This is a genomic window from Methylophilus sp. TWE2 (assembly GCF_001183865.1).
Classification (GTDB): domain Bacteria; phylum Pseudomonadota; class Gammaproteobacteria; order Burkholderiales; family Methylophilaceae; genus Methylophilus.
The window spans coordinates 1,798,570-1,823,652 of record NZ_CP012020.1 but is presented as its reverse complement, the minus strand read 5'-3'; the positions used below and the strand labels follow the sequence as shown (position 1 = coordinate 1,823,652).

General features: G+C 45.0%; 25 protein-coding genes. All 25 read left to right on the top strand.

Annotated features, from left to right (window positions below; translation table 11 throughout):
* Positions 1-27: 27 nt before the first annotated feature.
* The 25 genes from ACJ67_RS08745 to ACJ67_RS08625 all read left to right on the top strand — a co-directional run bounded on the left by ACJ67_RS08745 (position 28) and on the right by ACJ67_RS08625 (position 25,082).
* Positions 28-1,812, top strand: a complete 1,785-nt coding sequence (locus tag ACJ67_RS08745; protein WP_049638742.1) for an ABC transporter ATP-binding protein — start codon at positions 28-30, stop codon at positions 1,810-1,812.
* A gap of 73 nt (positions 1,813-1,885) precedes the next feature.
* Positions 1,886-2,806, top strand: a complete 921-nt coding sequence (locus tag ACJ67_RS08740; protein ID WP_049638741.1) for an SDR family oxidoreductase — start codon at positions 1,886-1,888, stop codon at positions 2,804-2,806.
* Positions 2,807-3,802 (top strand): UDP-N-acetylglucosamine 4,6-dehydratase (inverting), encoded by a 996-nt coding sequence (gene pseB / locus ACJ67_RS08735; RefSeq protein WP_231587135.1) that lies wholly within the window; start codon positions 2,807-2,809, stop codon positions 3,800-3,802. It abuts the gene before it with no gap.
* Positions 3,803-3,804: 2 nt separating this feature from the next.
* Positions 3,805-4,980 (top strand): UDP-4-amino-4,6-dideoxy-N-acetyl-beta-L-altrosamine transaminase, encoded by a 1,176-nt coding sequence (pseC, locus tag ACJ67_RS08730; RefSeq protein WP_049638740.1) that lies wholly within the window; start codon positions 3,805-3,807, stop codon positions 4,978-4,980.
* Entirely contained in the window at positions 4,977-5,882 is a 906-nt protein-coding gene (locus ACJ67_RS08725; protein ID WP_049638739.1) for an aldo/keto reductase, read from the top strand. Before pseC ends, ACJ67_RS08725 begins: the two co-directional genes overlap by 4 nt.
* A 12-nt stretch (positions 5,883-5,894) precedes the next feature.
* Positions 5,895-6,659 (top strand): cytidylyltransferase domain-containing protein, encoded by a 765-nt coding sequence (locus ACJ67_RS08720; RefSeq protein WP_049638738.1) that lies wholly within the window; start codon positions 5,895-5,897, stop codon positions 6,657-6,659.
* A 3-nt stretch (positions 6,660-6,662) separates the two neighbouring features.
* Positions 6,663-7,991, top strand: a complete 1,329-nt coding sequence (locus ACJ67_RS08715; protein ID WP_049638737.1) for a glutamate-1-semialdehyde 2,1-aminomutase — start codon at positions 6,663-6,665, stop codon at positions 7,989-7,991.
* Positions 7,951-8,799: a nitrilase-related carbon-nitrogen hydrolase gene (locus ACJ67_RS08710; protein WP_197080592.1), complete on the top strand. Its 849-nt coding sequence runs from the start codon at positions 7,951-7,953 to the stop codon at positions 8,797-8,799. The genes ACJ67_RS08715 and ACJ67_RS08710 overlap by 41 nt, the downstream gene beginning before the upstream one ends.
* A 10-nt stretch (positions 8,800-8,809) precedes the next feature.
* Positions 8,810-9,859, top strand: a complete 1,050-nt coding sequence (gene pseG, locus ACJ67_RS08705; protein WP_049638736.1) for a UDP-2,4-diacetamido-2,4,6-trideoxy-beta-L-altropyranose hydrolase — start codon at positions 8,810-8,812, stop codon at positions 9,857-9,859.
* 25 nt (positions 9,860-9,884) lie between these two features.
* Positions 9,885-10,784 carry a bifunctional 2-polyprenyl-6-hydroxyphenol methylase/3-demethylubiquinol 3-O-methyltransferase UbiG gene (locus ACJ67_RS08700; protein ID WP_049638735.1) on the top strand — a complete coding sequence of 300 codons (900 nt, stop codon included), beginning with the start codon at positions 9,885-9,887 and terminating at the stop codon, positions 10,782-10,784.
* Positions 10,774-11,616, top strand: a complete 843-nt coding sequence (locus tag ACJ67_RS08695; protein ID WP_049638734.1) for an NAD(P)-dependent oxidoreductase — start codon at positions 10,774-10,776, stop codon at positions 11,614-11,616. Before ACJ67_RS08700 ends, ACJ67_RS08695 begins: the two co-directional genes overlap by 11 nt.
* Positions 11,613-12,314, top strand: coding sequence for a metallophosphoesterase (locus ACJ67_RS08690; RefSeq protein WP_049638733.1), 702 nt, complete (start codon positions 11,613-11,615; stop codon positions 12,312-12,314). Before ACJ67_RS08695 ends, ACJ67_RS08690 begins: the two co-directional genes overlap by 4 nt.
* Positions 12,311-13,243 carry an ATP-grasp domain-containing protein gene (locus ACJ67_RS08685; RefSeq protein ID WP_049638732.1) on the top strand — a complete coding sequence of 311 codons (933 nt, stop codon included), beginning with the start codon at positions 12,311-12,313 and terminating at the stop codon, positions 13,241-13,243. Before ACJ67_RS08690 ends, ACJ67_RS08685 begins: the two co-directional genes overlap by 4 nt.
* A 9-nt stretch (positions 13,244-13,252) precedes the next feature.
* Positions 13,253-14,302, top strand: a complete 1,050-nt coding sequence (gene pseI / locus ACJ67_RS08680) for a pseudaminic acid synthase (RefSeq protein WP_049638731.1) — start codon at positions 13,253-13,255, stop codon at positions 14,300-14,302.
* Complete coding sequence (locus ACJ67_RS08675) at positions 14,299-14,844, top strand: GNAT family N-acetyltransferase (protein WP_049638730.1); 546 nt, start codon at positions 14,299-14,301, stop codon at positions 14,842-14,844. The genes pseI and ACJ67_RS08675 overlap by 4 nt, the downstream gene beginning before the upstream one ends.
* 8 nt (positions 14,845-14,852) lie before the next feature.
* Positions 14,853-16,430 carry a polysaccharide biosynthesis PFTS motif protein gene (locus ACJ67_RS08670; protein WP_082163984.1) on the top strand — a complete coding sequence of 526 codons (1,578 nt, stop codon included), beginning with the start codon at positions 14,853-14,855 and terminating at the stop codon, positions 16,428-16,430.
* 10 nt (positions 16,431-16,440) lie between these two features.
* Complete coding sequence (locus ACJ67_RS08665; RefSeq protein WP_049638728.1) at positions 16,441-17,094, top strand: HD domain-containing protein; 654 nt, start codon at positions 16,441-16,443, stop codon at positions 17,092-17,094.
* A complete protein-coding gene (locus ACJ67_RS08660; RefSeq protein WP_082163982.1) occupies positions 17,084-17,893 on the top strand; it encodes an SDR family oxidoreductase in 810 nt (269 codons plus the stop codon). The genes ACJ67_RS08665 and ACJ67_RS08660 overlap by 11 nt, the downstream gene beginning before the upstream one ends.
* Positions 17,893-18,942 carry a phosphotransferase gene (locus tag ACJ67_RS08655; protein WP_049638726.1) on the top strand — a complete coding sequence of 350 codons (1,050 nt, stop codon included), beginning with the start codon at positions 17,893-17,895 and terminating at the stop codon, positions 18,940-18,942. The genes ACJ67_RS08660 and ACJ67_RS08655 overlap by 1 nt, the downstream gene beginning before the upstream one ends.
* 5 nt (positions 18,943-18,947) lie before the next feature.
* Positions 18,948-19,772 carry an FkbM family methyltransferase gene (locus ACJ67_RS08650; RefSeq protein WP_082163980.1) on the top strand — a complete coding sequence of 275 codons (825 nt, stop codon included), beginning with the start codon at positions 18,948-18,950 and terminating at the stop codon, positions 19,770-19,772.
* 196 nt (positions 19,773-19,968) lie between these two features.
* On the top strand, positions 19,969-20,574 hold the full coding sequence (locus ACJ67_RS08645) for a hypothetical protein (RefSeq protein WP_049638725.1): 606 nt from the start codon (positions 19,969-19,971) through the stop codon (positions 20,572-20,574).
* A 4-nt stretch (positions 20,575-20,578) separates the two neighbouring features.
* Entirely contained in the window at positions 20,579-21,373 is a 795-nt protein-coding gene (locus tag ACJ67_RS08640; RefSeq protein ID WP_049638724.1) for a hypothetical protein, read from the top strand.
* Positions 21,374-21,522: 149 nt separating this feature from the next.
* Positions 21,523-22,653 (top strand): radical SAM/SPASM domain-containing protein, encoded by a 1,131-nt coding sequence (locus ACJ67_RS08635; RefSeq protein ID WP_049638723.1) that lies wholly within the window; start codon positions 21,523-21,525, stop codon positions 22,651-22,653.
* Positions 22,654-22,693: 40 nt separating this feature from the next.
* On the top strand, positions 22,694-24,220 hold the full coding sequence (locus ACJ67_RS08630) for a hypothetical protein (protein WP_049638722.1): 1,527 nt from the start codon (positions 22,694-22,696) through the stop codon (positions 24,218-24,220).
* Positions 24,201-25,082: a glycosyltransferase gene (locus ACJ67_RS08625; protein WP_082163979.1), complete on the top strand. Its 882-nt coding sequence runs from the start codon at positions 24,201-24,203 to the stop codon at positions 25,080-25,082. Before ACJ67_RS08630 ends, ACJ67_RS08625 begins: the two co-directional genes overlap by 20 nt.
* Position 25,083 lies beyond the last annotated feature (1 nt).

Below are 25,083 nucleotides of genomic sequence, written 5' to 3'. Positions count from 1 at the left end.
GCTAACAGGGCAAGGTGCGCGATTCGAATGTCTTATCCCCCTCATTATAGTTATTTGAGTCTGTTGCATGACTTGTGGAGTCACGTCAGCAGGCAGCGGCGCATACAATTTATCCTTGTATTGATTCTCACAGTTTTAAGCTCCTTATCAGAAATGCTCACGATAGGCGCGGTATTTCCCTTCATTATGGCGCTGACGTCACCCGAAAAGGTGCTGGCTTTTCCATTGTTAAAGCCTGTGATCAGCCTGTTGAGCCTTCACACCACACAGTCCCTGGTGCTTTTTCTGACAGTGGGGTTTTGTTTGCTGGCTCTGTTGTCCGGGCTGATGCGCGTGACCCTGCTGTGGGCCAGTAATCAGCTTTCCTGCAGAACAGGTTCTGATATCAGTATTGATATCTATCGCCGTACTTTGTATCAGCCTTATGCTGTTCACGTTAGCCGGAACAGTAGTACCTTGATCAGCGGGCTCACCGTGAAATCAAATGCCGTTGTCAGTGGCGTGATTAATCCTGTGCTGGCATTGATCAGCAGCCTGATGATGCTGGTTGCTATTCTGCTATCACTGATGTTTATTGATTACCAGGTCGCACTGCTCACATTGGGCATGTTCTCTGTGATCTACCTGGTCATTATCAGATATACCCGCAAGAAGCTAAGAGCGAATAGCGCTGCCGTAACCACCGAGCTCACGTTTGCAGTTAAAGCCTTGCAGGAGGGCCTGGGAGGCATCAGGGATGTATTGATAGACGGTGCGCAGGAAACCTATTGCAAAACTTATCAGGCCGCAGATTACAAAATGCGCCGAGCACAAGCAAATACCTTGTTTATAGGTCAGTGCCCACGTTATCTGATTGAGGCACTAGGAACAGCCTTGATCGCCTTGATTGCCTGTCACTTAATGCTGGGCGAACTGGGTATAGGTAATGCATTACCTGTCTTGGGTGCTTTGGCACTTGGCGCGCAAAGAATGTTACCTATTGTCCAGCAAGCTTATGCTTCATGGACCAGTATCCTCGGCAATCAGGGCAATCTCAAAGACACGCTGGCTTTATTAAAGCAGCCTTTTCCTGAGGCTTATGGCCAGTCAGTGGGTGCTCCACTGGGTTTTACTCAATCGATCACACTCAATCAACTCAATTTTCAATATCATGAAGCCGCAGCCTCTGTACTGCAGGGCGTGAATCTGCAGATTACAAAAGGAAGCAAAGTTGGTTTTATTGGTGAAACGGGGAGTGGCAAAAGCACCCTGATCGACATTATCATGGGATTGCTTGAGCCGACTTCAGGTAGCATGCAAGTAGATGGTGTAGAAATCAATGCGTTAAATTACCGAGCTTGGCAGGCATTAATAGCCCATGTGCCGCAGACTATTTTTCTGACAGATGCCACCGTGGCTGAAAATATCGCTTTTGGCGTGCCCAGGAATAGTATCGACATGGCAAGAGTCAAACAAGCAGCCAGTCTTGCGCAAATTTCAGAAGTGATTGAGACATGGCCAGATACCTACCACACAGTGGTGGGCGAGCGTGGGGTCAAACTATCTGGGGGGCAACGTCAGAGAATAGGTATTGCAAGAGCGCTTTATAAGAAAGCAGAAGTCATCGTGTTTGATGAAGCAACGAGTGCGCTGGATACCAATACAGAGCATGCGGTCATGCAATCCATCGCACAATTAGGCGATAATATAACGGTTTTGATTGTTGCCCATCGCTTGTCCACATTAAAAACGTGTGACCGGATTGTGGAATTGAAAAATGGGACCATACATCGAACAGGTTCCTACAGCCATATCATTGATGGACAGCCTTGATGATTGAAGCATTTGCGCAACGAGCTTAAACAACATTGCTAATAGAATAATAGTCTCTAATTCAAACAACAGAATGCTGAATATACTCATTACTGGTGGCAGTGGTTTACTGGCTTTAAACCTTGCCAGCTATTTCAGGCAATCCAATCAAGTGACTTTGGGTTTACATCACACGCGGGTAGCGCTCAGCCGGGTGAAAACGTTGCCATTGCCTGCATCACAAGATGCGTTGTGTACCGTGATGAGGGAGCATGGATTTAACCTGGTGATCCACGCCGCAGGCATGACAAACGTTGATGCCTGTGAGAAAAATCCAGAAGAGGCGCAGAAGGTCAATGCACATTTAAGCCGTGATGTTGCCGCCGCCTGTCGTAATGTAGGTGTCAAACTGGTGCATATTTCCACTGACCACCTTTTCAATGGCCTTGAGCCAAAAAGGGACGAGCTGACGCCTGCCACCCCCCTGAATGAATATGCACGCAGCAAGCTTCTTGCTGAGCAACTGGTGATGGTGGCTTGTCCCGGTGCGCTTGTCATGCGTACCAATTTTTTTGGCTGGGGCCACCCCAAAAGACGTTCATTCTCCGACTGGATTATTGATTCCATGCGGCAGCAGAAGCCAATCAATTTGTTTCAGGATGTTTATTTCAGCCCAATCCTTATTTCGGTTTTGGCAGAACAATTGACACGGTTGCTCCAAATCAATGCCAGCGGGATATTCAATGTTGTTTCGGATGAGCGGCTTTCTAAAAGCGATTTTGGCTTAAAGTTATGCAATGTGTTTGGTTTTAATCCGGCACTCATTCGTGAGGTGAGTGTTGAGAGTGTGGCTTTATCCGCAATCAGGCCTAAAGACATGTCTTTGGATAATACTAAATTAAAAAGGACAACATCATCTACAATACTGTCCCTGGATGCGCAGTTAATGATGTTGAAAGACCAACTTGATTCAGGTTGGGCAGATGAAATTAGAAATTCTTTGATGGAGAGTTAAATGTCTATTCTGGACGGCAAATCGGTATTGGTCACGGGTGCAACAGGCTCCTTTGGCAAAAGGTTTATCAAAACGGTATTGGAAACCACAAAGGTCAAGCGCCTGGTCATTTTTAGTCGCGATGAGCTGAAACAGTTTGAAATGCAGCAATACCTCACATCAGACAGATTGCGTTATTTTTTGGGTGATGTCAGGGATAAAGAGCGTTTGAATCGTGCCCTGGATGGTGTCGATATCGTCATTCACGCAGCTGCAATGAAGCAGGTACCCGCATCGGAATATAATCCGATGGAGGCCATTAAAACCAATATTATTGGTGCTGAAAATATTGTGAACTGCTGTATTGATCAGGGCGTTGAGCGCGTGATTGCGTTGAGCACTGACAAAGCAGCCAACCCTGCCAACTTGTATGGTGCAACCAAATTATGTTCGGATAAACTATTCGTGGCTGGCAATGCACTCTCCGGGCGTCACAGAACCCGCTTTTCAGTGGTCAGGTACGGCAATGTCATCGGCTCCAGAGGGAGTGTCATCCCGTTCTTTATGAAAAAACGTGCAGAAGGCGTGTTGCCGATTACCGATGAGCGCATGACGCGTTTCTGGATCACGCTGGACCAAGGCGTTAAGTTTGTATTGGATTCGCTGGAAAGAATGGAAGGCGGGGAGATTTTCATTCCCAAAATTCCAAGCATGGGTATTATGGACGTTGCACAAGTGGTTGCACCAGAGTGCAGCACTAAAATTATTGGTATCCGCCCTGGCGAAAAACTGCATGAAATCATGATTACCGAAGATGATGCAATCAACACGGCAGAGTTTAATGATCATTATGTGATTCAGCCAGCCTCTGACTGGTGGGATGCTCAGGCCTATCTGGAAAGAAAAGGCGGGAAAAAGGTGCCAGAGCAGTTTTCATATAGTAGCGATAACAACACGGTATGGATGTCACAGCAAGATCTGATCGATCTGTTAGGCAAAGAAAAAATCGAGATTTAACCATGCAAAAAATTTTCTACGGAAAGCATTTTCTGGATGAAGATGATATCGCTTCAGTCGTTGATGTGCTCCGGAATGGCGCGCTGACACAGGGGCCCAAAGTCGAAGCGTTTGAAAATCAGGTTGCCCAATATGTAGGTGCCAAATATGCCGTGGCGGTGTCTAATGGCACCGCAGCCTTGCATATTGCTTGTCTGGCGGCCAATCTGAACGAAGAAAGCGTGGTGGTGACTTCTCCCATTACCTTTGTTGCTTCCGCCAATTGTGCACAGTATGTCGGTGCAGAAACCCAGTTCAGCGACATTGATCCCGAGACGCTGAATATGTCTCCAGAAGCACTACGGCAAACCTGTCACACATTAAAAAAAGTGTCAGCCATTATTCCGGTGCATTTTGGTGGCTTGCCCTGTGATATGCCAGCCATTAGCAAGATCGCACAAGAAAATGGTGCCGTTGTGATTGAGGATGCCTCGCATGCCTTAGGTGGTTTATATGCTGATGGCAGCCGTGTCGGCAATTGCAAATATTCTTCCATGACCGTGTTTTCCTTCCATCCGGTGAAAATCATTGCCGCGGGTGAGGGGGGTATGATCACTACAAATGATGAAAAGTTGTATAAAAAACTGCTGAGGTTGCGCAGTCATGGCATCAATAAACTGGATGACCAGTTCCAGCTTGACGACATGGCGACTACTCATGGTAAAACCAACCCCTGGTACTACGAAATGCAGGAACTTGGCTTTAATTACCGCATCACCGATATTCAGTCTGCATTGGGTTCATCGCAGATGAACAAAATTGACCGTTTCCTGGCAAGGCGCAAAGAGATTGCTGCGCGCTATGATCAAGCTTTTGCCGGGCATGCTCAGATTAAACCATGTCAATCTGCATGGCGTGATCAAAGTGCATTGCACTTATACGTAGTGAGAATTGCCTTCTCGGAGCGCCTGACCAGGCAGCAGGTGATGACAAAACTCTCAGAAGCGGGTATACATTGTCAGGTACATTATATCCCGGTCCATTTGCAACCTTATTATCTGCATCAGGGCTTTGCCGCTGGTAATTATCCGGTGGCAGAACAGTATTATGCCCAAGCCCTCAGCCTGCCGGAATATTATGGACTGGAAAGTCATCAGCAAGAGTATGTCATTGATACGCTGAACAAGGTTTTGATGTGAAAGTTGGGTTGGGGACGGTACAGTTCGGTCTGGATTATGGTATTTCCAACGGTTCTGGCATGCCTGCAGCGGAGGAAGTCAGGGTGATATTGGAGCTTGCCAGACGGGAGTCCATAGACCTGCTCGATACTGCTTTCCATTATGGTGACAGTGAGGCGGTGCTAGGTGCAAGTGGCTTGCAAACAGATTTCAGAGTAGTAACCAAAACACCCCAGTTAAACAAAGCCACTGTCACTGCGGCAGATTGTGTCTATATAGAGCAATGCTTCAGTGAGTCATTAACCCGGCTTCGTCAACCTTCTGTTTATGGGGTTCTGGTGCATCAGATAAACGATGTACTGGCTGATGGTGGTGGAAATATCCTTGAAAGTCTGTATCGCCTTCGTCAGCGAGGCCTGGTCAAGAAAATAGGGGTTTCAGTTTATAGCGAACAGCAGATAGAAAAACTGTTCAATATTCGCGATATAGACATTGATATTGTACAGTTACCCATCAATGTATTCGATCAGCGCCTCTCACATAGTGGCAGTCTGCGCTTTTTGCAGTCACAGCAAATAGAAATTCATGCACGCTCGGTGTTTTTGCAAGGGCTATTACTCACTGAATCGAGTCGGCTCAAGTCTTATTTCAACGAATTCAAGCCTTTTTTTGCTGAATATCATGCATTTCTTGCGGCAAATCAATTGAACTTGTTGCAAGGCGCGCTTGGATATATAAAATCATTGCAATGCATAGATTATGCACTAGTAGGGGTGACTTCCGCGCAGGAATTGCAAGAAATTACAGCGTCTGTGGCGGCACTTCCTGCCGCGTTACCTGATTTCTCAGCATTTCATTCCGAGAACCAAAAATTGATTAACCCACTCGTTTGGCTTGCGGATGGCGCAAGAGAAAAACCTTAACCCACGATTAACATGGAAAAAAATAGACGATTAGTGGCTGTTCTGGCCTGCAGAAATAATGGCACCCGATTATACGGTAAACCCATGCAGCTTTTGTATGACGAAAAATCCATATTGGATCAGCTTATTGAAAGCCTGCAACGCTTTGATATGATTGATGACGTTGTACTGGCTATTGCAGAAGGCAAAGCGAACGCCATATTCACCGAAGTGGCCGAAAAGCATGATATTCCCTACATTGTGGGCGACCATGACGATGTATTGTTGCGTTTAATCACTGCTGCCGAACATGCAGGTGCCACAGATGTTTTCAGAATTACCACAGAATGTCCGTGGGTAGACTATTCATTAATCGCACCGGCATGGAACAGCCATTTGCAAAATCAAAACGACATGACTGTGACCGATCAATTGCCAGAAGGACTGGCGTTTGAGATCTATACCTTAGCCTCCCTTAAGACTTTCCATGAGAGAGGTCAGGCAAAAGATCGTTCCGAGTATTGTTCAAATTACCCGCGTACGCATCCTGATGAGTTCAAAATCGAGGTGATTCTGCCAGCAGCAAGTTTAAGGAGGCTGGATCTAAGGGTCACGGTCGATAATCCTGAAGATCTCATTCTTTGCCGTGCCATTGCCAAAGGGTTGAAAGCCACAATGCCGCTGCCATCGGTTCAGGAAATCATAGATTTCCTTGATTCAAGAGAGGATTTAAAGTCGCTCGTGGCAAGCTATGTCGTGCCTGTGCCACTATGGGATTTTAAGAAAGCTAAAGAGTAATGTATGAAAAAAAGCCAGCGTTTTGAATTGTCCAAACAGTTTTCCAGAGAAATTCACGATCTTATTCCTGGAGGCTCACACACTTATTCTAAAGGGGACGACCAGTTTCCCGAGCAGGCGCCTGCAGCCATCAGCCATGGTAAAGGAGCGTACGTCTGGGATCTGGATGGCAATATGTTTCTCGATTGCAGTATGGGTCTCACTTCGGTAAGTATTGGGCATGGTTATGAACCCGTGGCCCAGGCGGTTGCTGATGCTGCATTCCAGGGAACCAATTTCCAGCGTCCCGCAGCAATTGAGCTTGAGTCTGCCAAACTGTTTCTTGAAACGGTAGACTCAGGGGATATGGTTAAATTTGCCAAGAACGGATCCACTGTGACTACTGCGGCCGTTAAACTGGCTAGAGCCTTTACTGGCAGAAACAAGGTAGCCATCTGTCGCGAGCATAATTTTTTCAGTTTTGATGACTGGTTTATTGTTACTACCCCTTGCGATACCGGTATTCCACAAAAGACCCGGGAATTTACCGCATTGTTCAGCTACAACAATTATGAGTCTGTTGAGACTTTGTTGGCTTCAAACGACCATGATATTGCCTGCCTGATTCTGGAACCGGTGAAATTTGATCCACCTAAAGATGATTTCCTGCAAAAAGTGGCTGCATTATGCAAAGAGCGGGGCGTATTACTGATATTCGATGAAATGGTATCAGGCTTCAAATGGAGCTTACAGGGCGCACATAATTACTTTGGAGTGAAGGCTGACCTCACCACTTGGGGCAAGGGCATTGCCAATGGGTTTTCAGCTTGCGCACTGACTGGCCGCGCTGATGTGATGGAGTTGGGTGGGATACGTAATACCGGCAGCGATAAACTATTTTTGATTTCAACCACGCATGGTGCTGAAACCATAGGCTTGGCCGCTATGAATGCCACAATTCATGCATTCAAACAGAACAACATGATATGTAAGAACTGGCAAAACGGAACCTCATTAAAGTTGCGTTTAGAGCAAGTGATTAAGGCACATGCACTCGAAAATGTGCTTCAGTGGATCGGCTATCCATGCCTGCTGGCCTTGATTTGTAAAAACGCAGATGGTACGCCTGACGATGCGTTTAGAACTTTGATGATGCAGGAAATGATTGCTCGAGGGGTTCTTTTCCAAGGGCTATTCTACACAACTTGGTCTCACCAAAAAGTGGAGTTAGATCTTTTTGTTAGAGCCTTTGATGAGTCATGTCATGTTTACAAACAGGCGGTTGTAGCCGGTACTACCAAAGATCTGTTAATTGGCGCGCCTGCAAAACCTGTTTTCCGTAAAAAAATATAATTCATTTGTCAGGCCTCACTTGAAAATTGCACTTGTTTCATTAGACCAAAAATGGGAAGACAAAGCTTGGAATCTGGAGCGATGCAAGTTTTTTGTGAAAACGGCAGCCGAACAAAACGCTGATCTGGTTATTTTCCCCGAAATGACACTTACTGGTTTCAGCTTCAACACATTAGAGATTGCTGAGTCAGCTTCAAACTCGGAAACCGTACAAGCATTTGGAGCACTCGCCAGACAACACAATATAGGCATTGTTGCCGGTGTAGTGCTCACCGCTGCGAGCGGAAAATGCTTGAATACGCTAGTTGCTTTTTCAAAAGATGGTCAAGAGGAGGCGCGCTACCACAAAATCCATCCTTTTTCTTTTGCTGGAGAAAATGCACACTTTGATTCAGGTGATCATCTGTCAAGTATGGACTTCTGTGGTTTCAAGCTTGGATTCACAATCTGTTATGACTTAAGGTTCCCAGAGCTTTTCAGTGCATTATCAAAAGACTGCAATCTGCTGATTAATATCGCCAACTGGCCACAAAAGCGTATTCAACATTGGGATACACTATTACAAGCGCGGGCTATTGAGAATCAGGTATATATGATCGGTGTTAACAGAATAGGTGAAGATGCAAATGGCTTAAATTATGTGCCAAGCTCGAAGATAATCTCTCCAGTAGGGGAGATCATGGAACATAAGTTCTTCACAGAAGAGTTATCCTTCGTAGATGTTGACTTAGATTTGTGGCTTGGATACAAAAAAACTTTTAAAACCAGTCCTGATCGCAGGGTTGAGTTTTATAAAACAATACTTTAGCCAGTGATCAATGAACATAGTCATTAGGGTAGATGCTTCAACTAGCATCGGTAGTGGACATTTAATGCGATGTGTTGCGCTTGCCACTAAACTGCGGCATAAAGGGGCAACTGTTAAGTTTATATCTGCTGTTTTGCCAGGGGATATGTTCCAAATACTGGAAAGTCACGGGTTTGAATATGCTCAACTGGCAAGTAATGTTTCTGAAAGTCAGGAAGCTGATGCCACCTGCACCCAACAAACTATTTATTCATTGTTTAAAAATAGCCCTGACTGGCTGATTGTTGACCACTATGCTCTCGATGCAAAATGGGAGAGACTACTACAATCACAAGTAAAAAAACTTATGGTCATTGATGATCTGGCTAATCGTGCACATGTCTGTGATATGTTGCTAGACCAGAACTACTACAGCGATGCAGAACTAAGGTATCAGCATTTGTTGCCTACACAATGCAGGACTTTTTTAGGGCCTGCGTATCTACTGTTGCGTGATGAGTTTTACGAAGCAAGGAAGTATGCGAAAGTGAGGTCTGGTAAGGTTAAGCGCATTTTAGTTTTCTTTGGTTCGAGTGACACGACAAATCAGACACAAACAGTGATTGAGAGCATCATGCAGCTTAACAGGCGAGATATCATTTTCGATATTGTGGTTGGCAATTCCAATCCCAATAGACATAAGATCGCTGAACAATGTCAGCTCGGCATAAATATGAATTTTCATTGCCAAATCAATTATATTGCCGAATTGATGCTCAATGCCGACTTAGCTATTGGCGCAGGAGGTTCCGCCATGTGGGAGCGCTGTTTTCTAGGTCTGCCATCTATTACAGTTATTTTTGCGAGTAACCAAGAACGTACCACCAAAGATTTTTCTGATGCAGGCGGCATTCATTTTCTGGGATGGGCGACTGGTCTGTCGGCAGCGAGTTACCTGCAAGTGATAAAAGATTTTCTTGACCAACCTCATCTTGTCAGGGAATTAAGTCAAAAGTGCTTGAACTTCATTCATCCATCACCCGATGCTGTTGCAGAGTCGATACTGTCGATAGATTCATAGCATATTTTTAAAAAGAGTTAAAAGCGTGCATCCAGAATTAAAAAAGAATCCTCTTGGTTTTTGGGAGGTAATCAACAAACCTTCTTCAGAAGCGCTGAAGGAATATTATGCAAATAAATATTATCAGCAGAGCCTGGGAAGTTATGAGGCCACTTATACTGAAGATGAGCTGACGTATTTTGAAACCAAGCTAGCGCAAAAATTTTACGTCATTAATCAACTGTTAGCTGAAAATGTCTCACAGGTAAAGACATTGCTAGATGTTGGCTGTGGTGAAGGTTATGCCTTAAGTTTTTTCAAAAAACATGGATGGAATGTAAAAGGAATTGATTTCAGTGCGGCAGGGGTCATGTCCAAAAATCCGGATTGCATGGAAAACCTGGTCACGGGCGATGTGTTTGAGTTGCTCCATCAGGAAATCCTCAGTGGGCATACCTATCAACTGGTATGGTTGCAAAATGTATTAGAGCATGTGGTAGATCCGCTTGATTTATTAGCAGCGTTGAAAAAAGTACTTAGACCGGACGGTATTGCAGTTGTGACTGTCCCAAATGACTTTTCAGTGACGCAGCTAACTGCCTTGCAAAAGACCCACATACAAGAGCCATTCTGGGTAGCGCTTCCAGACCATCTGAATTACTACGATTATGACAGTTTGAAAAAAACAGTCACGAGTACTGGTTGGGAGCCCCTTGAGATCATCGCAGACTTTCCTGTTGACTGGTTTTTGTTCAATTCTGCTTCTAATTACGTGACAAACCCCGCTGTGGGAAGAAGTGCCCACATAGCCAGAGTTCAAATCGAGAACTATATTCAGCAGCAGCCTGCAGAGGATGTGATTGCCTTATGGTCTGCGATGGCTAAAGTAGGTGTTGGTCGTGACTTGACCATCTTTTTACGTGCGAGGCCTTTAAGTGAAGCATGAAAAACATGTATTAATCACAGGCGCAAACGGGTTTATTGGCAAACAAGTCTCAGCGGTGTTTAAAAGCTATGGCTGGAAAGTGACAAAGGCTGTCAGAAAGCCCGCGCAACCGGATGAGGTTTTTTTTGACCTTGATGATGTGAGTAGAGCCGAACTTAGCGGTTTGCCTAAAATTGATGCGATTATTCATTTAGCAGCTAAAGTTGATTTAGGTCTCGTTAATCTGAATACATTACTTACTGCTAATGTAGCGGCAACTCGCGAGCTGGCTCAGGTATCAAAAGAGCATGATGCGTTTTTCTTGTTCTCGTCAACCGCCTTACTCGATTGTTATGACTTTTCTTCTGACAAAGATTCAAAGTCAGGCTTTGGTTTTGCATATGGAAGAAGTAAGTTTCTAGCAGAGCAAGCCTTGCTTAACTTAGAAGGATCTGCTGCAATCTTAAGAATTTGTGGTGTCTACGGTGCGCATGGTCCAGAGCATTTAGGTATCAATAAGGCAATTCATGCTCTGACTCATGGAGGCAGGCCTCAGCAGGTAGCTACTGGACGGGCAAAGCGCAACTATTTATACGTCAAAGATCTGGCGCAGATGATCTATTCTGCGACAATGAGAAGATTGACAGGTATACACTCGGTAGCATCTTCAGAGGTGCTTACTATTTCGGACATGCTGAATATCTTGTGCTTGCGCTTTTCTCCGGATAGCACAGTAGAAGTTCTTAAAGGCCAAGAGGCCCAAGATCAGATTATTCACCCATCACCGCTGCTTCAGTCACGCTATAGCTTTAAAGCTGCGGTTGACGATATTTATGCGGATTTGTTTGTATGAAGCTAGGTTTGATGGGGGACATTCATGCCAATGATCATGCACTAGAGGTAGTACTCGCCGCTGCAAAATCAAACGCCGTTTCTCATTTGCTCATCACCGGTGATCTGGTGGGTTACTACTATCATCCTGCAAAGGTTTTGGCACTTCTTAAAGACTGGGAAAATAAGTACATAGTATTGGGTAACCATGAAGTCATGCTCAAACAGGCTAGAGCAGATCTTAGTTATTTGCAGCGAATAACCCAACGTTATGGACACGGTCTTCAACTAGCACTTGAAGCATTAACGTTTCAACAGTTAGATGAATTATGCAATTTACCTCATCCGCAACCAATTAATATTTCAGGGCGGAACATCCTGTTATGTCATGGTTCTCCATGGGATAATGATATTTACATCTATCCCGATACAGACTTGCAGATATTTGATGGTTTTAAAGTAGAGGATTTTGACTTGATTGTGCTAGGGCATACGCATTATCCCATGTCTAAAATGATAGGGAATACATTGGTGGTGAATCCCGGCTCGGTTGGCCAGCCCCGAAACCGCCAGCCGGGTGCGCAGTGGGCGATATACGATACCGACACCAATACTGTTGAGTTCAGATGTGAAGCTTACGATCCTACCTACCTGATACATGAATGTATCAAGAATGATCCTGAATTGCCTTATCTACATGAAGTGCTGACCAGAACATGATAAAAAAAATACTGATTACCGGCATTGGCGGGGATATTGCTCAATGTGTTGCCACCATTCTCAAGAAGGAGCGATCAGGAATATATCTGGTTGGTGTGGATATTCATACCCAGCACGGCGGCACATTATTTGTCGATGAGTTCTTGACTATCCCACGTGCCGATGATGCCAGTTATCTACCCTCCATCAGGAAAATCATTACTGAGCATGAGATTGATGCGGTGATTCCGATGACTGAACCCGAGCTTGGCGTACTGCTGCCTTTGATTAAGGATGACCAAACTGTAAAGTGGATAAGTGCCGGATACCATGTAATTGAAGCGGGACTGGATAAACTGGAGACGATTAATGCCTTGCTGCGTTTTGACATTCCAGCACCTTGGACACGCCATGTAGCGCATGGGGCATTGCAATTTCCCTGTATGATCAAAAGCAGATTTGGCTCTGGTTCGCGAGGCGTATTTAAAGTCAATTCGCAAGAGGATGCCGATTACTTTAGCTCAAAATATCCGGAAGCTATTTTCCAGGAGTACCTTGAGCCGGAAGATGCTGAAGTCACCTGTGCGGTTTACAGGACGAAACAGAACGAAGTACACACACTGCTGTTGCTAAGAAGGCTGACAGGTGGTTTTACCGGATGGGCTAGGGTGATTGAACATGAAGAGACGACCGCTATGTGCGCAGCGATCGCAATAAATCTCGACCTGCGCGGTAGTATGAATATACAGTTGCGTATTACAGCGCAAGGCCCCAGAGTGTTTGAAATTAACCCCAGATTTTCCTCGACCGTCATGATGCGCCATCAGATAGGCTTTGATGATGTGTTGTGGGCGCTGGATGAAGCTGAAGGTAAAGCGGTTAGTTTTCCGCAGATTCCTTATGGAGCCACTATTGTAAGAACGCAAGGTGCGGTTCTTCTAGAAAAATAAAGGAATAAAATGAAAGACTTTTTGATTGATAATCGGCTAGTGGGTAAAAGTGTCCCTCCTTACATCATTGCTGAAATGTCAGCCAATCATAATGGATCACTGCAACGTGCATTAGATATTATCAAGGCTGCCAAAGAGGCAGGAGCAGATGCTGTTAAACTGCAGACGTATACTGCTGATTCCATGACTTTAAATGTGGACCATCCGCGTTTTAGGGTTAAAGGCAGCAATCCATGGGATGGCGAACATTTGTATGATCTTTATGCCAAGGCCTCTACTCCCTGGGAGTGGCATGCACAATTATTTGCTTATGGTCGTGAGCTGGGGATCACGGTATTCAGTTCACCATTTGATGCCGAGGCCGTGAAACTACTGGTCTCCCTCGATGCCCCTGCTTACAAAATCGCCTCTTTCGAACTGGTTGATCATGAGTTGATCGCCTTGTGTGCGGCCACAGGCAAACCGTTGATTATGTCGACCGGTATGGCATCCATCGCTGAAATATCCGAAGCAGTACAAGTGGCCCGCAATCATGGTGCTAAAGAGATTGTGTTATTAAAGTGCACCAGCGCTTACCCGGCACCACCCAGCGAAATTAACCTGCTTACTATTCCTCATCTGTCTCAAGCATTTGATGTACACGTTGGTTTATCTGACCATACCATGGATGTAGGCGTTTCAGTAGCCGCTACCGCGCTAGGCGCAACCGTCATCGAAAAACACTTTACCCTGGCCAGGAGCGATGGCGGGGTAGACTCAAGCTTTTCACTGGAACCTAAAGAGCTGGCGCAGTTAGTGTCTGAAACTAAAAATGCGCATGCCGCTTTGGGCAAGGTTTCATATGTGCAGGGTGACCTTGAAACAAGTTTCAAAAAGTATCGTCGCTCCTTGTTTTTTGTTAAGGATGTTGCCGCAGGGCAGGAGATCACTGCTGATGATGTCCAGGCGCTGCGCCCTGGAGATGGTTTAATGCCAAAACTCAAATCTAATGTGATAGGGCGGACACTGAAGGCGGCTGTCACTAAAGGCACCCCTGTGAGTTGGGATGTATTGGCATGACTCCAATAGATATCATTCGGTTTGATGGCGGCTATTTGAAAGCCTTGACCGAGAGCGATATTCATATGGGTTATATCAACGGCCTGAATGACCCGGAAATTAACAGGTATCTGGATGCAGTCAAACAGGCGCCGCAAACCATGCAGTCTGTGCAGCAGTTTGTTGCTTACAACAACCAGTCAGCAAATGCTGTTTTATTTGGTATCTGGCTGGATAATTTATCGACCCATGTAGGCACTATCCGCTTACATTCCATAGACAACTACCACCAGATTGCCAGCATGGGTATTTGTATTTTTGATAAAAAGTGCTGGGGTTTAGGCTTGGGATATAAAGCGATTGCAGCCTGCTCGACATGGGCACAGAATACATTTCATCTCAGGTGGATAGAAGCTGCCGCTTATGAAAGTAATGTCGCATCGCAAAAGGCTTTCTTAAAAGCCGGCTTCCAATGGGCCTGGGATGTTAAAGGTAAATACCTGCTGGATGGCAAGGCGGAAACGGTAAAAGTGTTTGCTTTTACCAACTCATCTCTGCATTAAGAGTTCGAATGAAACCCCTCACTACAACTGCCAAATCCTATCGGCTTTTTAATCATTTAAGCAGCAGGCTACAAACAGCACTGGCAAAAAAGATGAAACATGCCTTTGGCTTCAGTGCCAGTCAATTGGCAAACAGGCTGACGCAGCGCGCCATTGCCCTAGCGTTACCTGCCTTTATGCAATTAAATGCAACAGGAAAATTCCAGCATGAAGATGACCTTTCGCGCAGTGAGGATGTCCTGACGACGGATGTACTGGCTATCAGTGCTGGCTCAAAAGGGTGGCATTTACAGGTAGGCCCTAGATTCTTTTTTAAGAATCTGGCTGATTACTATCTACATACTTTCTGTAATCTCTGTGTGTTGGTATATGCATTGACTATTTCAAAACTAAAGCCTGTAACTTCCCCTGCAACCCTGGTATTTGGATTAAGTGCTGACAGTATAGATGCGAGCAATCAATATTCTGCATTTATCGATTTTTGTAAAAAATCAGATATTTCTGTACTCAATCACGCTACGCGTCTTTTCATTCACACGGCTGAAACACGTTTGCCTTCTAAAGATGGGTATTTACACTTTTACCGCTTCCCGATATATGCACTCATGATGGGCACGCCCCTGAGTCTGGTTGCCTTTATGCAAGGCTTATGGCAACAGGCAAAGAACGTGGCTGAGTTTCATCTGCATTTAATCAAACGGCCTGAAATAGTCATGCTCGCAAGAGAAATTGCCACTTTGCCAATGGTTGCAATATTGAACAAAAAACAGGCAATCGAAAATATTGTACTCACCAATTCTTTGTACGATGCCCAGCCGTTGTGGTCCCGAGCAAGCAAAGGGCGCAATTTTCAGACCCATATGATTTTTTATTCGCAAAATGTCGTGCCATTTGTTTACAAGGACGACCCGGCGCCGGCGCCGCTACCCAACAACCTGTTTCTTCGTGCTGATCATTACTGGGTGTGGAACGACGCTTTCAGCAGATATTTGCAGAATGATTTATCGCTGCCTGGCTGTTTTCATGTTGTTGGTCCTGTGGTTTGGTACCTGAATCATCAGACCAAGAAACAACGCGCACTGCAACATTCATCATTTAAGGTCACTATCTTTGATGTCACGCCGGTGAGCAAGGCATATTCCGAGAAGATAGGCTTGATTGATAACTATTATTCCAGTGCAAATTGCATTGCGTTTATTGAGCATATCTTAGAAGTGGTTGACAGGCTGAAGTATGAGTATGGAAAAAATGTGCAAGTGAGTATCAAGCATAAAAGAGGGCATCGCGACATTCATGACGCAACATATGTCCAGTTTATAGATCGGCTTGTGCTTGATGGCCGCATTGTTAACGTTCCGCATACCGCTGATCTATTCGAACTTGTGAACGCTAGCGACTATGTCGTTGTGATGCCTTACTCATCACCGAGTATTATTGCAGACTCTCTGAATATTCCATCCGTATACTATGATCCCTCTAATAGTCTGGTCGATGTCCTCGAGCGAAGTGCTGACTGCAGACTCATTTGCAACAAAGAAGATTTGTTCCAAAACATGGCTGGCGTAGTTAAGCCAATATTGCATTAGAAAGTTGAAAATGACCATTTTGCGGGATATAGAACTAGAGCGAGAGGCGAGATTGCATTTGTTTAGAAACCAGGATCTGGTACTGGACATGGATAGTGAATTTAATCGCCGGATGAGCGCATGCGAGCATTACGAGATTGCAAAACGTGCCTGGGATTTTGCAAATCAGCTGGAGTATCACCACCCAGGGCTCAACAAAAGTATTTACCTTATGCACCCGTTGCGCGTCGCAGAGATGTATGTGTCTTTGTCGGGTAACCCCGTGGCTGAAGGCACGGTAACGGCACTGTTGCATAATGTGCTTGAAGTCTCAGGCGGAAATGCAAATGATATCTCCAACAAGGTGGGGGAGCAGGTGGCAAAAGCCGTTACTGTGCTTACCGTGGACCGGGCGCTGCAATGGGATGAGGCTTACAAGGACGATTACTACAAGCATATCTATGCATCGGAAGTCTACGTCAGGCAAGTCAAGGCGCTTGATAAGCTCGATAATCTGTATCTTTTGTGTTTGAATCCGTCTGAACAGGTCAGAAGGGATTATTTACGGGAGATTGAAAAGTGGGTCATCCCCATGGTTGAAAAAGATTTACCGGAAATCAGGTCGTATTTTTATGCTGTCTATGAAAATGCGGTCAGCATGGGTTTTTTAAAAGTTGAGAATTGATGAGAGGTGTGTTTTGAGTGTTGAAAACAAAGTAGCGTTGGTCACAGGTGCCAGCAAAGGAATCGGAAAGGCAATTGCCCTCCACTTCGCCTCCAGACACATGAAATTATGCCTTTTATCAAGAAGCCAGGCGCATCTGGATACGCTTGTTCGTGAAATAGAAGATAAGTATCACTATACCCCTATGACGCTGGCCATGGACGTTGGTGCAGAAGGCGCAGCTCAAGAGGCGATTTCGCAGGTGCACACTGCTTTCGGAAGAGTGGATATTTTAATTAATAATGCCGGTGGCCCGCCTCCTGGCAGTTTTCTTACTGTGGATAATGCCGCATGGCATGAGGCAATAGAAAAAACGCTGCTGGCGCCTATACACTTTGCTACAGCAGCAGCGCCCTTCATGAAACAACAGCGCTGGGGGCGGATTATCAATATCACCTCATTGCAAGCCAAGGAGCCCAGTCCTGAAATGGTATTGTCCGCCACTTTACGTGCCGGCGTCTCTGCTTTTTCCAAAGCAATTTCGATAGAATTGGCAGCTTTAGGGATCACCGTGAATACGGTTTGTCCAAGTGCCGTCCTGACTGACCGGATGGTTGACCTGACCCAGCGAATTGCTGAGCGCGATGCCAAGACCTATGATGAAGTGTTGGATGCGGCCAAGGCCAGAATTCCGATGGCCAGGTTCTCAACTCCAGATGAAATTGCCAGTCTGGTTGCATTTCTTGCCTCTGACGAGGCAGGCTATATTACCGGGCAAAGCTTGAGTATAGATGGTGGCTTATCTAAAGCGACATTGTAATGAATGACATTTTTAAACCGGATATTTTTTCGGTTTCCAGTCAAGTGACTTCAGTAGTCAGTACTGAAATGCATCAGGAGATTAGTGCGCTTCTGGGCAGGCATTTTCAACGATACACTAACGCTCGTATTAATGTCAGCCAGTTTGGTGGCATGGAGATCAACTCAAATAACTTTTTGATTCAGGATGGAAATGCTGCGTGCGTGCTGAAAAAATTCAATATTTTGTCAGAACAGTCACGGCAACTTGTCTCGCACCAACTCAAGTTGAGTATGCAACTCAGGGAGGCTGGTTTACCCTTGCCGGTTTTTCTTAAACCGGATAGCTCAGATGCATTTGTTTTTTCTGACCGCGAGTCAGATTGGGTGTTGATGGCTTTTGTCGAAGGTGATTTCTTTGCAGGGGGGGCTGTCGAGCATACGAATGCAGTCAAGGTTATCCTTGACTTATGGAAGACTTTGTCAGCGATTCATCCACCGCCAGAGTTACCTATAATTCAACCTATTGGTAAGGATGATGCCGAGTTACTCACCAGTGTCCGAACCATCAATAATTTCTCAGCAGGTTTTCCTGGCTTGTCTACCACGGATTTACGCAACATGCTCCACCAGATTGAGCACGAACTGCTGACAGTGCTCGCGATCAGCAGCGATTTAATGGCACCCGTTAATGCCTGCCATATTGACCTGCATCCACACAACCTACTCATGAAAAACACAGATGTGGCTGCTATTCTGGATGTCGAGTCATTCCAGATCGCACCAACATACCCTGCATTAGCGTTCAATCTCTTTAAGCTATCCCGGCAAGCGGTCGTGTTTCAAAAAATGAATGCTATACAAATCAATGCGTTAAAGAGCGATATTCATCGGCTTGTGGAACAGAGGCATATAGTGCCTGATCTTTCCAAATTGAATATTTATGCCAAGGCAGAAATTTTACGGCGCATTTTTATTATTCTTCGTTTAAACTTGCAAGGCAATTTTAGATGGAATCACGTACTACCTATACAAATCAACGCTTTGAAAGAAGCTGATCTTACTATTTAGAAAAAATGAATTTAAAGAAAAATTTTTGTAAACGCCTCATTAATAAGCTTGGGAGAGTGTTTTTAGGGGTGGTCAAAGGTACCTATTTCACAAGAGGGTTTACCAACTACCTTGTAAATAAGCAGGTACGCGTGCAGCATAAAGATGTAGAACTGATATTTTCTGCGCCAAATGAGTTATGTGTTTATCGCGCTGAGACCTTTTCTACCAAAGAACCTGATACGCTCACCTGGCTTGAAACTATCCCTGAGTCGGGTGTGTTTTGGGATGTGGGTGCAAATGTTGGCCTATATTCCATCTATGCAGCAAAGAAACGCACTGCACATGTATATGCCTTCGAGCCATCGGTGTTTAATCTGGAATTCCTTGCTAGAAATATCTATCTGAACAGACTTCAAAATCGCATTACTATTGTCCCTATTGCATTGAGCGATGCTACAGGTAAAAGTCTGTTTAAAATGACTAATACTTCCTGGGGAGGTGCCTTGTCTACCTTTGGCCAGGATTTTGACCAGCATGGTGATAGTCTGCAGAGTGTCTTTGAATATCAGACACTAGGATTAAGAATGATCGATGTGGTGGAAAAGCTGGGTGTGCCTATGCCCACACACATCAAAATTGATGTAGATGGCATAGAACATTTTATTCTGAGGGGCGGGGCAGAGGTATTAAGCCAAATTCAAAGTGTTTTAATTGAGTTAGACGATAACTTTACTGATCAGGCCATTGAATCAGTTAAACATCTTGAAGCAGCTGGATTATCCTTGTATCGCAAATGTAGTCTCAATGCGAGCGGGCAGTTCAATCAATGGTGGGTGAGGAAGGATTGATAAAAAGATGCCTTTCTACCCGATTTTAAGTGCGCCTGGGTGCCAGGGTGTAACCACCCTTAGTAATTTTAGCCCTAACAATTGGGAGTTTCGTGATGAATCTCCGCGTTTTATTAATCTCACCTGGTCTGAAAACAATATATGGCGCTCCAAGGTTGTCGATCAACTTCGATATGGCGAAATGCGGTCGATCTCAATGTCTGATGTTTCTGCTCAGGTCGGGGGGCGGGTGTTACCCCTGTTAAGTCTGGATAACGCACCAAGGCCGGAGCGTTCAGAAACTCTCGAAAACGCGCCTTCTGTGACTCATACTCCCGAATGGCGAGCGACTCTGGGGATCGAGTCAGCAGATGGGTTTACTTCTTACCAGGGTGAAATAGCGCCTTTTCCGGCGCAGGCATCATTGCTCAGTTTTTTTCCATTCATGCAATATGGCGCCATGCTTGAGAATTTCCTCCTATTTTTGAATGTCGAAAAAAGTGCGGAAGACAGATATTCCATGATGGAAATCTATATTGCCGACAAACCTGATCAACTGGTCAAATCCTTTACTATCAAAAACAATCAGCTCAATGTGATTCCGCTGGATGATTTGAATATTCCCCAGGAAGCTTTACCTGTTGTGGTATGTCGGAATATGTCAGGAATTCCCTTATATTTTACTAAAAGTGCAGATGGCAAATATATGAGCCTGGAACATACCCATCCGCCAGCATCCAGCGTGATTCATGGTCAGCGCTGGGAAGCACAAAAGTGGCTTAAGTCTGCCTGGTTTTCAGAATTTGGCCAACAAAAGGCCTGACCTTATGATGAAAATCACAAAACAAAGAATTTCTCGTGCAATTTGGACTTTTAAGCAGCCGCTGACAAAGCAGCCTTCGATCGCAGGCTCACCTGTTAGTGATTTGTTTTTATGGCGATGTAATCGGGATTGGGAGACTTTTTTTGAACTGATTGATATTTCCGCCATGTTTGGGGCTCGTCAACCAGTGCCCAATGTTGCAAAAATAATGTTCTTTGATGCCGCGGGTATTATGTTAAGGATCAAAGAGATTGAACTGATACCCAACCAGCGAAAAACCCTGAAAATTTCTGATTTCTTGAGTGAAAATGATGGAGAGGTTGGGACATTTTGTGTTTTTCATATGGTGACCCCTGATGTGATCAGTCATCTGGGCTCTTTCCTTGCAGAACGAGGTTATGTCAGTTATCAGTATCGGGATGCTCCGCTTAGATCCTATGTGCACGGAAATCTCGATGCAGTCTCACTCAATGGCTCCAGACTCGAAATGCTTGGCGGCTGTAGTTGGCTTAAAAGGCGATATGCATTGCAATATCAGTTCATTCCGAACAACGATTATGAGCTCGCTATTGCCAATCCTACTGATAAAAAACAGCACATAAAGCTAACGCTATTTGATATGGATAATAAACAGGTATTTGTTGATGATGCACACATAGCCCCTGGAGGCGTGCATTTAACAGCGTTTGATAAACTCCAGTCTTCGCCAACCCTACTGAGCGTGGAAAGTAAAATGATCATGGCCAGACCCTCCATCTTCAAAATTAAAAACGATGTACTTGATGTGTTTCATGGTTAGGATCAGCCTCACTTTTTTCTGATTAAGATAAGAGAAGATGCATTTCAAGCGGCAACTGGCTACATAAGTGTCAAGACTTTGGCGGCTTTCTTTGCTGATATTAATAATCGAAGGTATACTTTGAAGGTTTTATAAAAGGGCCAGGTAGCATGAATTCCAAGTCTGTCATTATTCCAATTCACAGCGAAGACAAATACGGCACCCGGAGTTTGCTGAATGACGGTAGTGTTGACTTGCCAGGTAAAAATGCAGAAGCTTTCGTTAAGACAATTCCTTTTGATGCGCCGATTACTGAATTGTTACATCCTGAAGTTCGGTATGAAGTGACGGATCATTGCAATGCTTCCTGCATCATGTGTCCCAGGGATAAGCATGAACATGCCAGGGAGCATGGCATTATGGACCAGGCCTTGTATGAAAAGAGCATTGATGAGGTCGTGGCGCTGGGCGCGAAGAAAATCGTTTTGACTGGCTTTGGTGAGCCTATGCTGGATAAGCGCCTCGAACTGAAAATCAAATACGCCAAATCAAAAGGTTTATCCACATATATCATTTCTAATGGTTCTATTCTAAACAGCAAGCGGGCAAGGACAATTCTTGAAGCTGGCCTGGATGAAATTCGCATCAGTTTTTATGGTATGTCCCCGGAAACCTACAATGCGGTGATGCAGGGTCTGGACTTTAATAAAACCATGACTGGCATGATGGAGTTTTTGAAGTTACGCGACGAGTTGGGAGCTAAAACTAAGATTCAGGTTTCCTACCTGGAAATGGAAGAAAACAAGGCGGATACGGGTAAATTCCGCGAGTTTTGGGAATCAATAGTGGACGCGATCGAAATCTGGCGCCCACACAACTTTGGTGATGGCAGGGACTACCGCGATCGTGTTGAGGAAGTTGAAATCAAGAATACCTGCGGTCGTCCTGAGAATGGGCCGTTACAGATTCAGTGGAACGGGGAAGTGATTCCTTGTTGTTACGATTACAACAACCAGATTATTCTTGGTAATGCGTTTACTACACCGGTTCTGGAAATTTTGAATGGGCCCAAGTATCGCTTGCTCCGCTATGCACACCGGCAAAAACAATTCGAAATGTTCCCTTATTGCAACCAGTGTGACCAATTGCTTCCACACGCAGATGCTTTGGTATACACCAATCGGCATAACCTGCCAGCGGAAGAAGCTGTAAAACTTTCCAATACTGATCTCTTCAATTTGGCTGATGCCAAGGAAATTGATGAAGAAGTACTGAACGAGCGTTATAAACAGAAAGCCTGATTTGGTTTTTTGCAATATCCTATTTTCGTAGCCCTCTGCTATGAATGAAAAACAATTCCAGACTTTGACCGAGGAGTGTGATGTCCTTTTGACTGAGGCTTCACACTCGTTGTGCCGCGTTTCAATTTCATGGCTTCATGTCATTCGCGAGCATCCGATTTTCTTAAAACACTACGAAAAGATATTCGATGCGCCGATTATTGGCACAAGATATCAGTGGCTAGGTATAAAAAGAAGCCTGGTCGAATTTGTCAGAACTTTGCGTCAGTTGGCCCGTGGAGTAAAAGCAACTCTTATCAGTTGCTTTAAGGGGCGGTATCAACCAACACAGGCCGATATCATTATTGTTTCTCATTTGTTGAATACTCAGCAAATGAGCATTGATTCAGATATTTATTTTGGAGATTTGCCGGAAATACTGATAAACAATGGATATAAAGTGACTCAGATTCTGATTGATCAGACAAATCACTCAAGCAATGCCACTTACCAGCTGCTTCAGTCCAACGTTGGCTTGAAGCGAGTGGTGCTGCCAAATAGTCTTGGCTTTTGGGCAGAACTTAAGATGTTATTCGGCTTGTTAAGAGAGTCATCCATGCTGCTGCCAAAAGTCCGTGATGATTCCATCAAGTCACGCATAAGAATAGCTGCCGCAGCCGAGGCTTTATCCTCAGCTTCTTCTAATGCCATGCGTATCGGATTGCAAGTGAGCCATATTGCCAAACAGTCGAAAGCTAAACTGGTCATGACAACCTTTGAGGGACATGCCTGGGAAAGGGCTGTTTTTTTGCAAACGCGAAAACATTCGCCCGCGACACGCCGCGCTGGCTATCAACATAGCACACTCTTCAGATTGCAGCATGGGCTTAAGCGCTTTGTAAGTGGCGCTTGTGATCCCGATATTGTCTTCACTTCTGGAGAGTTGGCACTCCAGGCACTTTCAATCTCATTAAAGGGTACAAATCAGGTTATCACCAATCTGGGGTCCCTAAGAGCTGGGAATCGGTTAACTTTATCAGCAGAAGAGACCGCAGCAAAAGAACAACAGCCAAGTTGTTTAGTGATTCCTGAAGGGCTAGATTACGAGACGGCCTTCATGTTTAAGTTTTCACTCAATTGCGCACTCAGGCTGCCGCATATACGATTTATATGGCGTTTGCATCCGGTGCTACCATTTAGCTCGTTATTGAAAAAGTATACATTTCTGGCCAAGTTGCCGCCAAATATTATTTTATCTTCCTCAAGTCTGGAAGAGGATGCGAAACAGGCGAAGTGGGTGCTTTACCGTGGGAGTTCTGCGGTTATATCTTCGGTGATGGCTGGGTCTGGACCGATATATGTCTCATTGAGTGGTGAGATGACACTGGATCCACTCTTTAGTGAGCCACAACATCCGGTTATTCAAACCGAAGATGAGTTTATTCAGCTCGTAAAAGAAACTGACTACCCTTCAAATGACCAGATACCAGGCATCATAGAGTATTGTAATGGCGTCTTTTCAACGTTAAGGCCAGAGGTGTTACTGACCTGCTTGTCAGAAATGAAAGATGAAAATGGAAGGGAATAACAGCAGGCAGACGCTTCCTGTTTCAGTCGTTATTGCGACCTTGGCAGGAGCAGAGCTAGAGCAAACCATACAGTACTTAAGAAATGGTTTGAGTGTTCCTGGCGAAATCCTGGTTTGCATCCCAGAAGGTGTAACCCCGCAAGCAAATATTGTTGAAGATGAATGCGTCAGGATAGTTTGGACACCTTGTCGTGGTCAGGTGGCGCAAAGAGCAATCGGGCTTACTCAGGCTAAGAGTGATTACGTGATGCAAATGGATGATGATGTCGTTCTGTCCGAAACAAGCATAGGCTTACTGTATGATGCCTTCGTTAAACTCGGCCCGAGGAATGCAGTATCGCCACTTTTTATGAATGCGGACACGCAGGAGTATTTAACCCAGTACGAAAGAAGTATCAAAGGTTTCGTCAAAAGCCTCATGGCGAGCCTGATTGGCGGTGCGCCTTGGGGCCATAGGCGTATGGGGAAAGTCGATAAGGCAGGCATTCCTTATGCCGTTGACCGGCGATTTGTGTCAGCGAATGCATTGGTTGAAGCTCAATGGGTGCCTGGTGGTTGTGTGATATGTCATAGAGACGACTTGGTGCTGGAGAACTACTATCCATTTGCGGGCAAAGCCTACAGTGAAGATGTGATTCATTCATTATTGTGGCGAAGGAAAGGCGTGCGTTTATGGGTGGCAAGTAATGTCAGTATAGCGACGCATCTTGCGCCTATGCCTGCAACGTTTAAATCCATTTCGGCTGATCATCAGGCGAGGCTGCATGTGGTTGCACTGAACGACGGTCATGCATGGCGTTGCCGATTGTGGTTTGTATTGTCTTTAATGCGCTTAAGCCTGCGCAGCCTGTTCAGAAAGTAGC

Coding starts and splice junctions, on each gene's coding strand:
- ACJ67_RS08745 (WP_049638742.1), top strand. CDS start 28: ATGTCTTATCCCCCTCATTATAGTTATTTGAGTCTGTTGCATGACTTG.
- ACJ67_RS08740 (WP_049638741.1), top strand. CDS start 1,886: ATGCTGAATATACTCATTACTGGTGGCAGTGGTTTACTGGCTTTAAAC.
- pseB (WP_231587135.1), top strand. CDS start 2,807: ATGTCTATTCTGGACGGCAAATCGGTATTGGTCACGGGTGCAACAGGC.
- pseC (WP_049638740.1), top strand. CDS start 3,805: ATGCAAAAAATTTTCTACGGAAAGCATTTTCTGGATGAAGATGATATC.
- ACJ67_RS08720 (WP_049638738.1), top strand. CDS start 5,895: ATGGAAAAAAATAGACGATTAGTGGCTGTTCTGGCCTGCAGAAATAAT.
- ACJ67_RS08715 (WP_049638737.1), top strand. CDS start 6,663: ATGAAAAAAAGCCAGCGTTTTGAATTGTCCAAACAGTTTTCCAGAGAA.
- pseG (WP_049638736.1), top strand. CDS start 8,810: ATGAACATAGTCATTAGGGTAGATGCTTCAACTAGCATCGGTAGTGGA.
- ACJ67_RS08690 (WP_049638733.1), top strand. CDS start 11,613: ATGAAGCTAGGTTTGATGGGGGACATTCATGCCAATGATCATGCACTA.
- ACJ67_RS08685 (WP_049638732.1), top strand. CDS start 12,311: ATGATAAAAAAAATACTGATTACCGGCATTGGCGGGGATATTGCTCAA.
- pseI (WP_049638731.1), top strand. CDS start 13,253: ATGAAAGACTTTTTGATTGATAATCGGCTAGTGGGTAAAAGTGTCCCT.
- ACJ67_RS08675 (WP_049638730.1), top strand. CDS start 14,299: ATGACTCCAATAGATATCATTCGGTTTGATGGCGGCTATTTGAAAGCC.
- ACJ67_RS08670 (WP_082163984.1), top strand. CDS start 14,853: ATGAAACCCCTCACTACAACTGCCAAATCCTATCGGCTTTTTAATCAT.
- ACJ67_RS08665 (WP_049638728.1), top strand. CDS start 16,441: ATGACCATTTTGCGGGATATAGAACTAGAGCGAGAGGCGAGATTGCAT.
- ACJ67_RS08655 (WP_049638726.1), top strand. CDS start 17,893: ATGAATGACATTTTTAAACCGGATATTTTTTCGGTTTCCAGTCAAGTG.
- ACJ67_RS08650 (WP_082163980.1), top strand. CDS start 18,948: ATGAATTTAAAGAAAAATTTTTGTAAACGCCTCATTAATAAGCTTGGG.
- ACJ67_RS08645 (WP_049638725.1), top strand. CDS start 19,969: ATGTCTGATGTTTCTGCTCAGGTCGGGGGGCGGGTGTTACCCCTGTTA.
- ACJ67_RS08640 (WP_049638724.1), top strand. CDS start 20,579: ATGATGAAAATCACAAAACAAAGAATTTCTCGTGCAATTTGGACTTTT.
- ACJ67_RS08635 (WP_049638723.1), top strand. CDS start 21,523: ATGAATTCCAAGTCTGTCATTATTCCAATTCACAGCGAAGACAAATAC.
- ACJ67_RS08630 (WP_049638722.1), top strand. CDS start 22,694: ATGAATGAAAAACAATTCCAGACTTTGACCGAGGAGTGTGATGTCCTT.
- ACJ67_RS08625 (WP_082163979.1), top strand. CDS start 24,201: ATGAAAATGGAAGGGAATAACAGCAGGCAGACGCTTCCTGTTTCAGTC.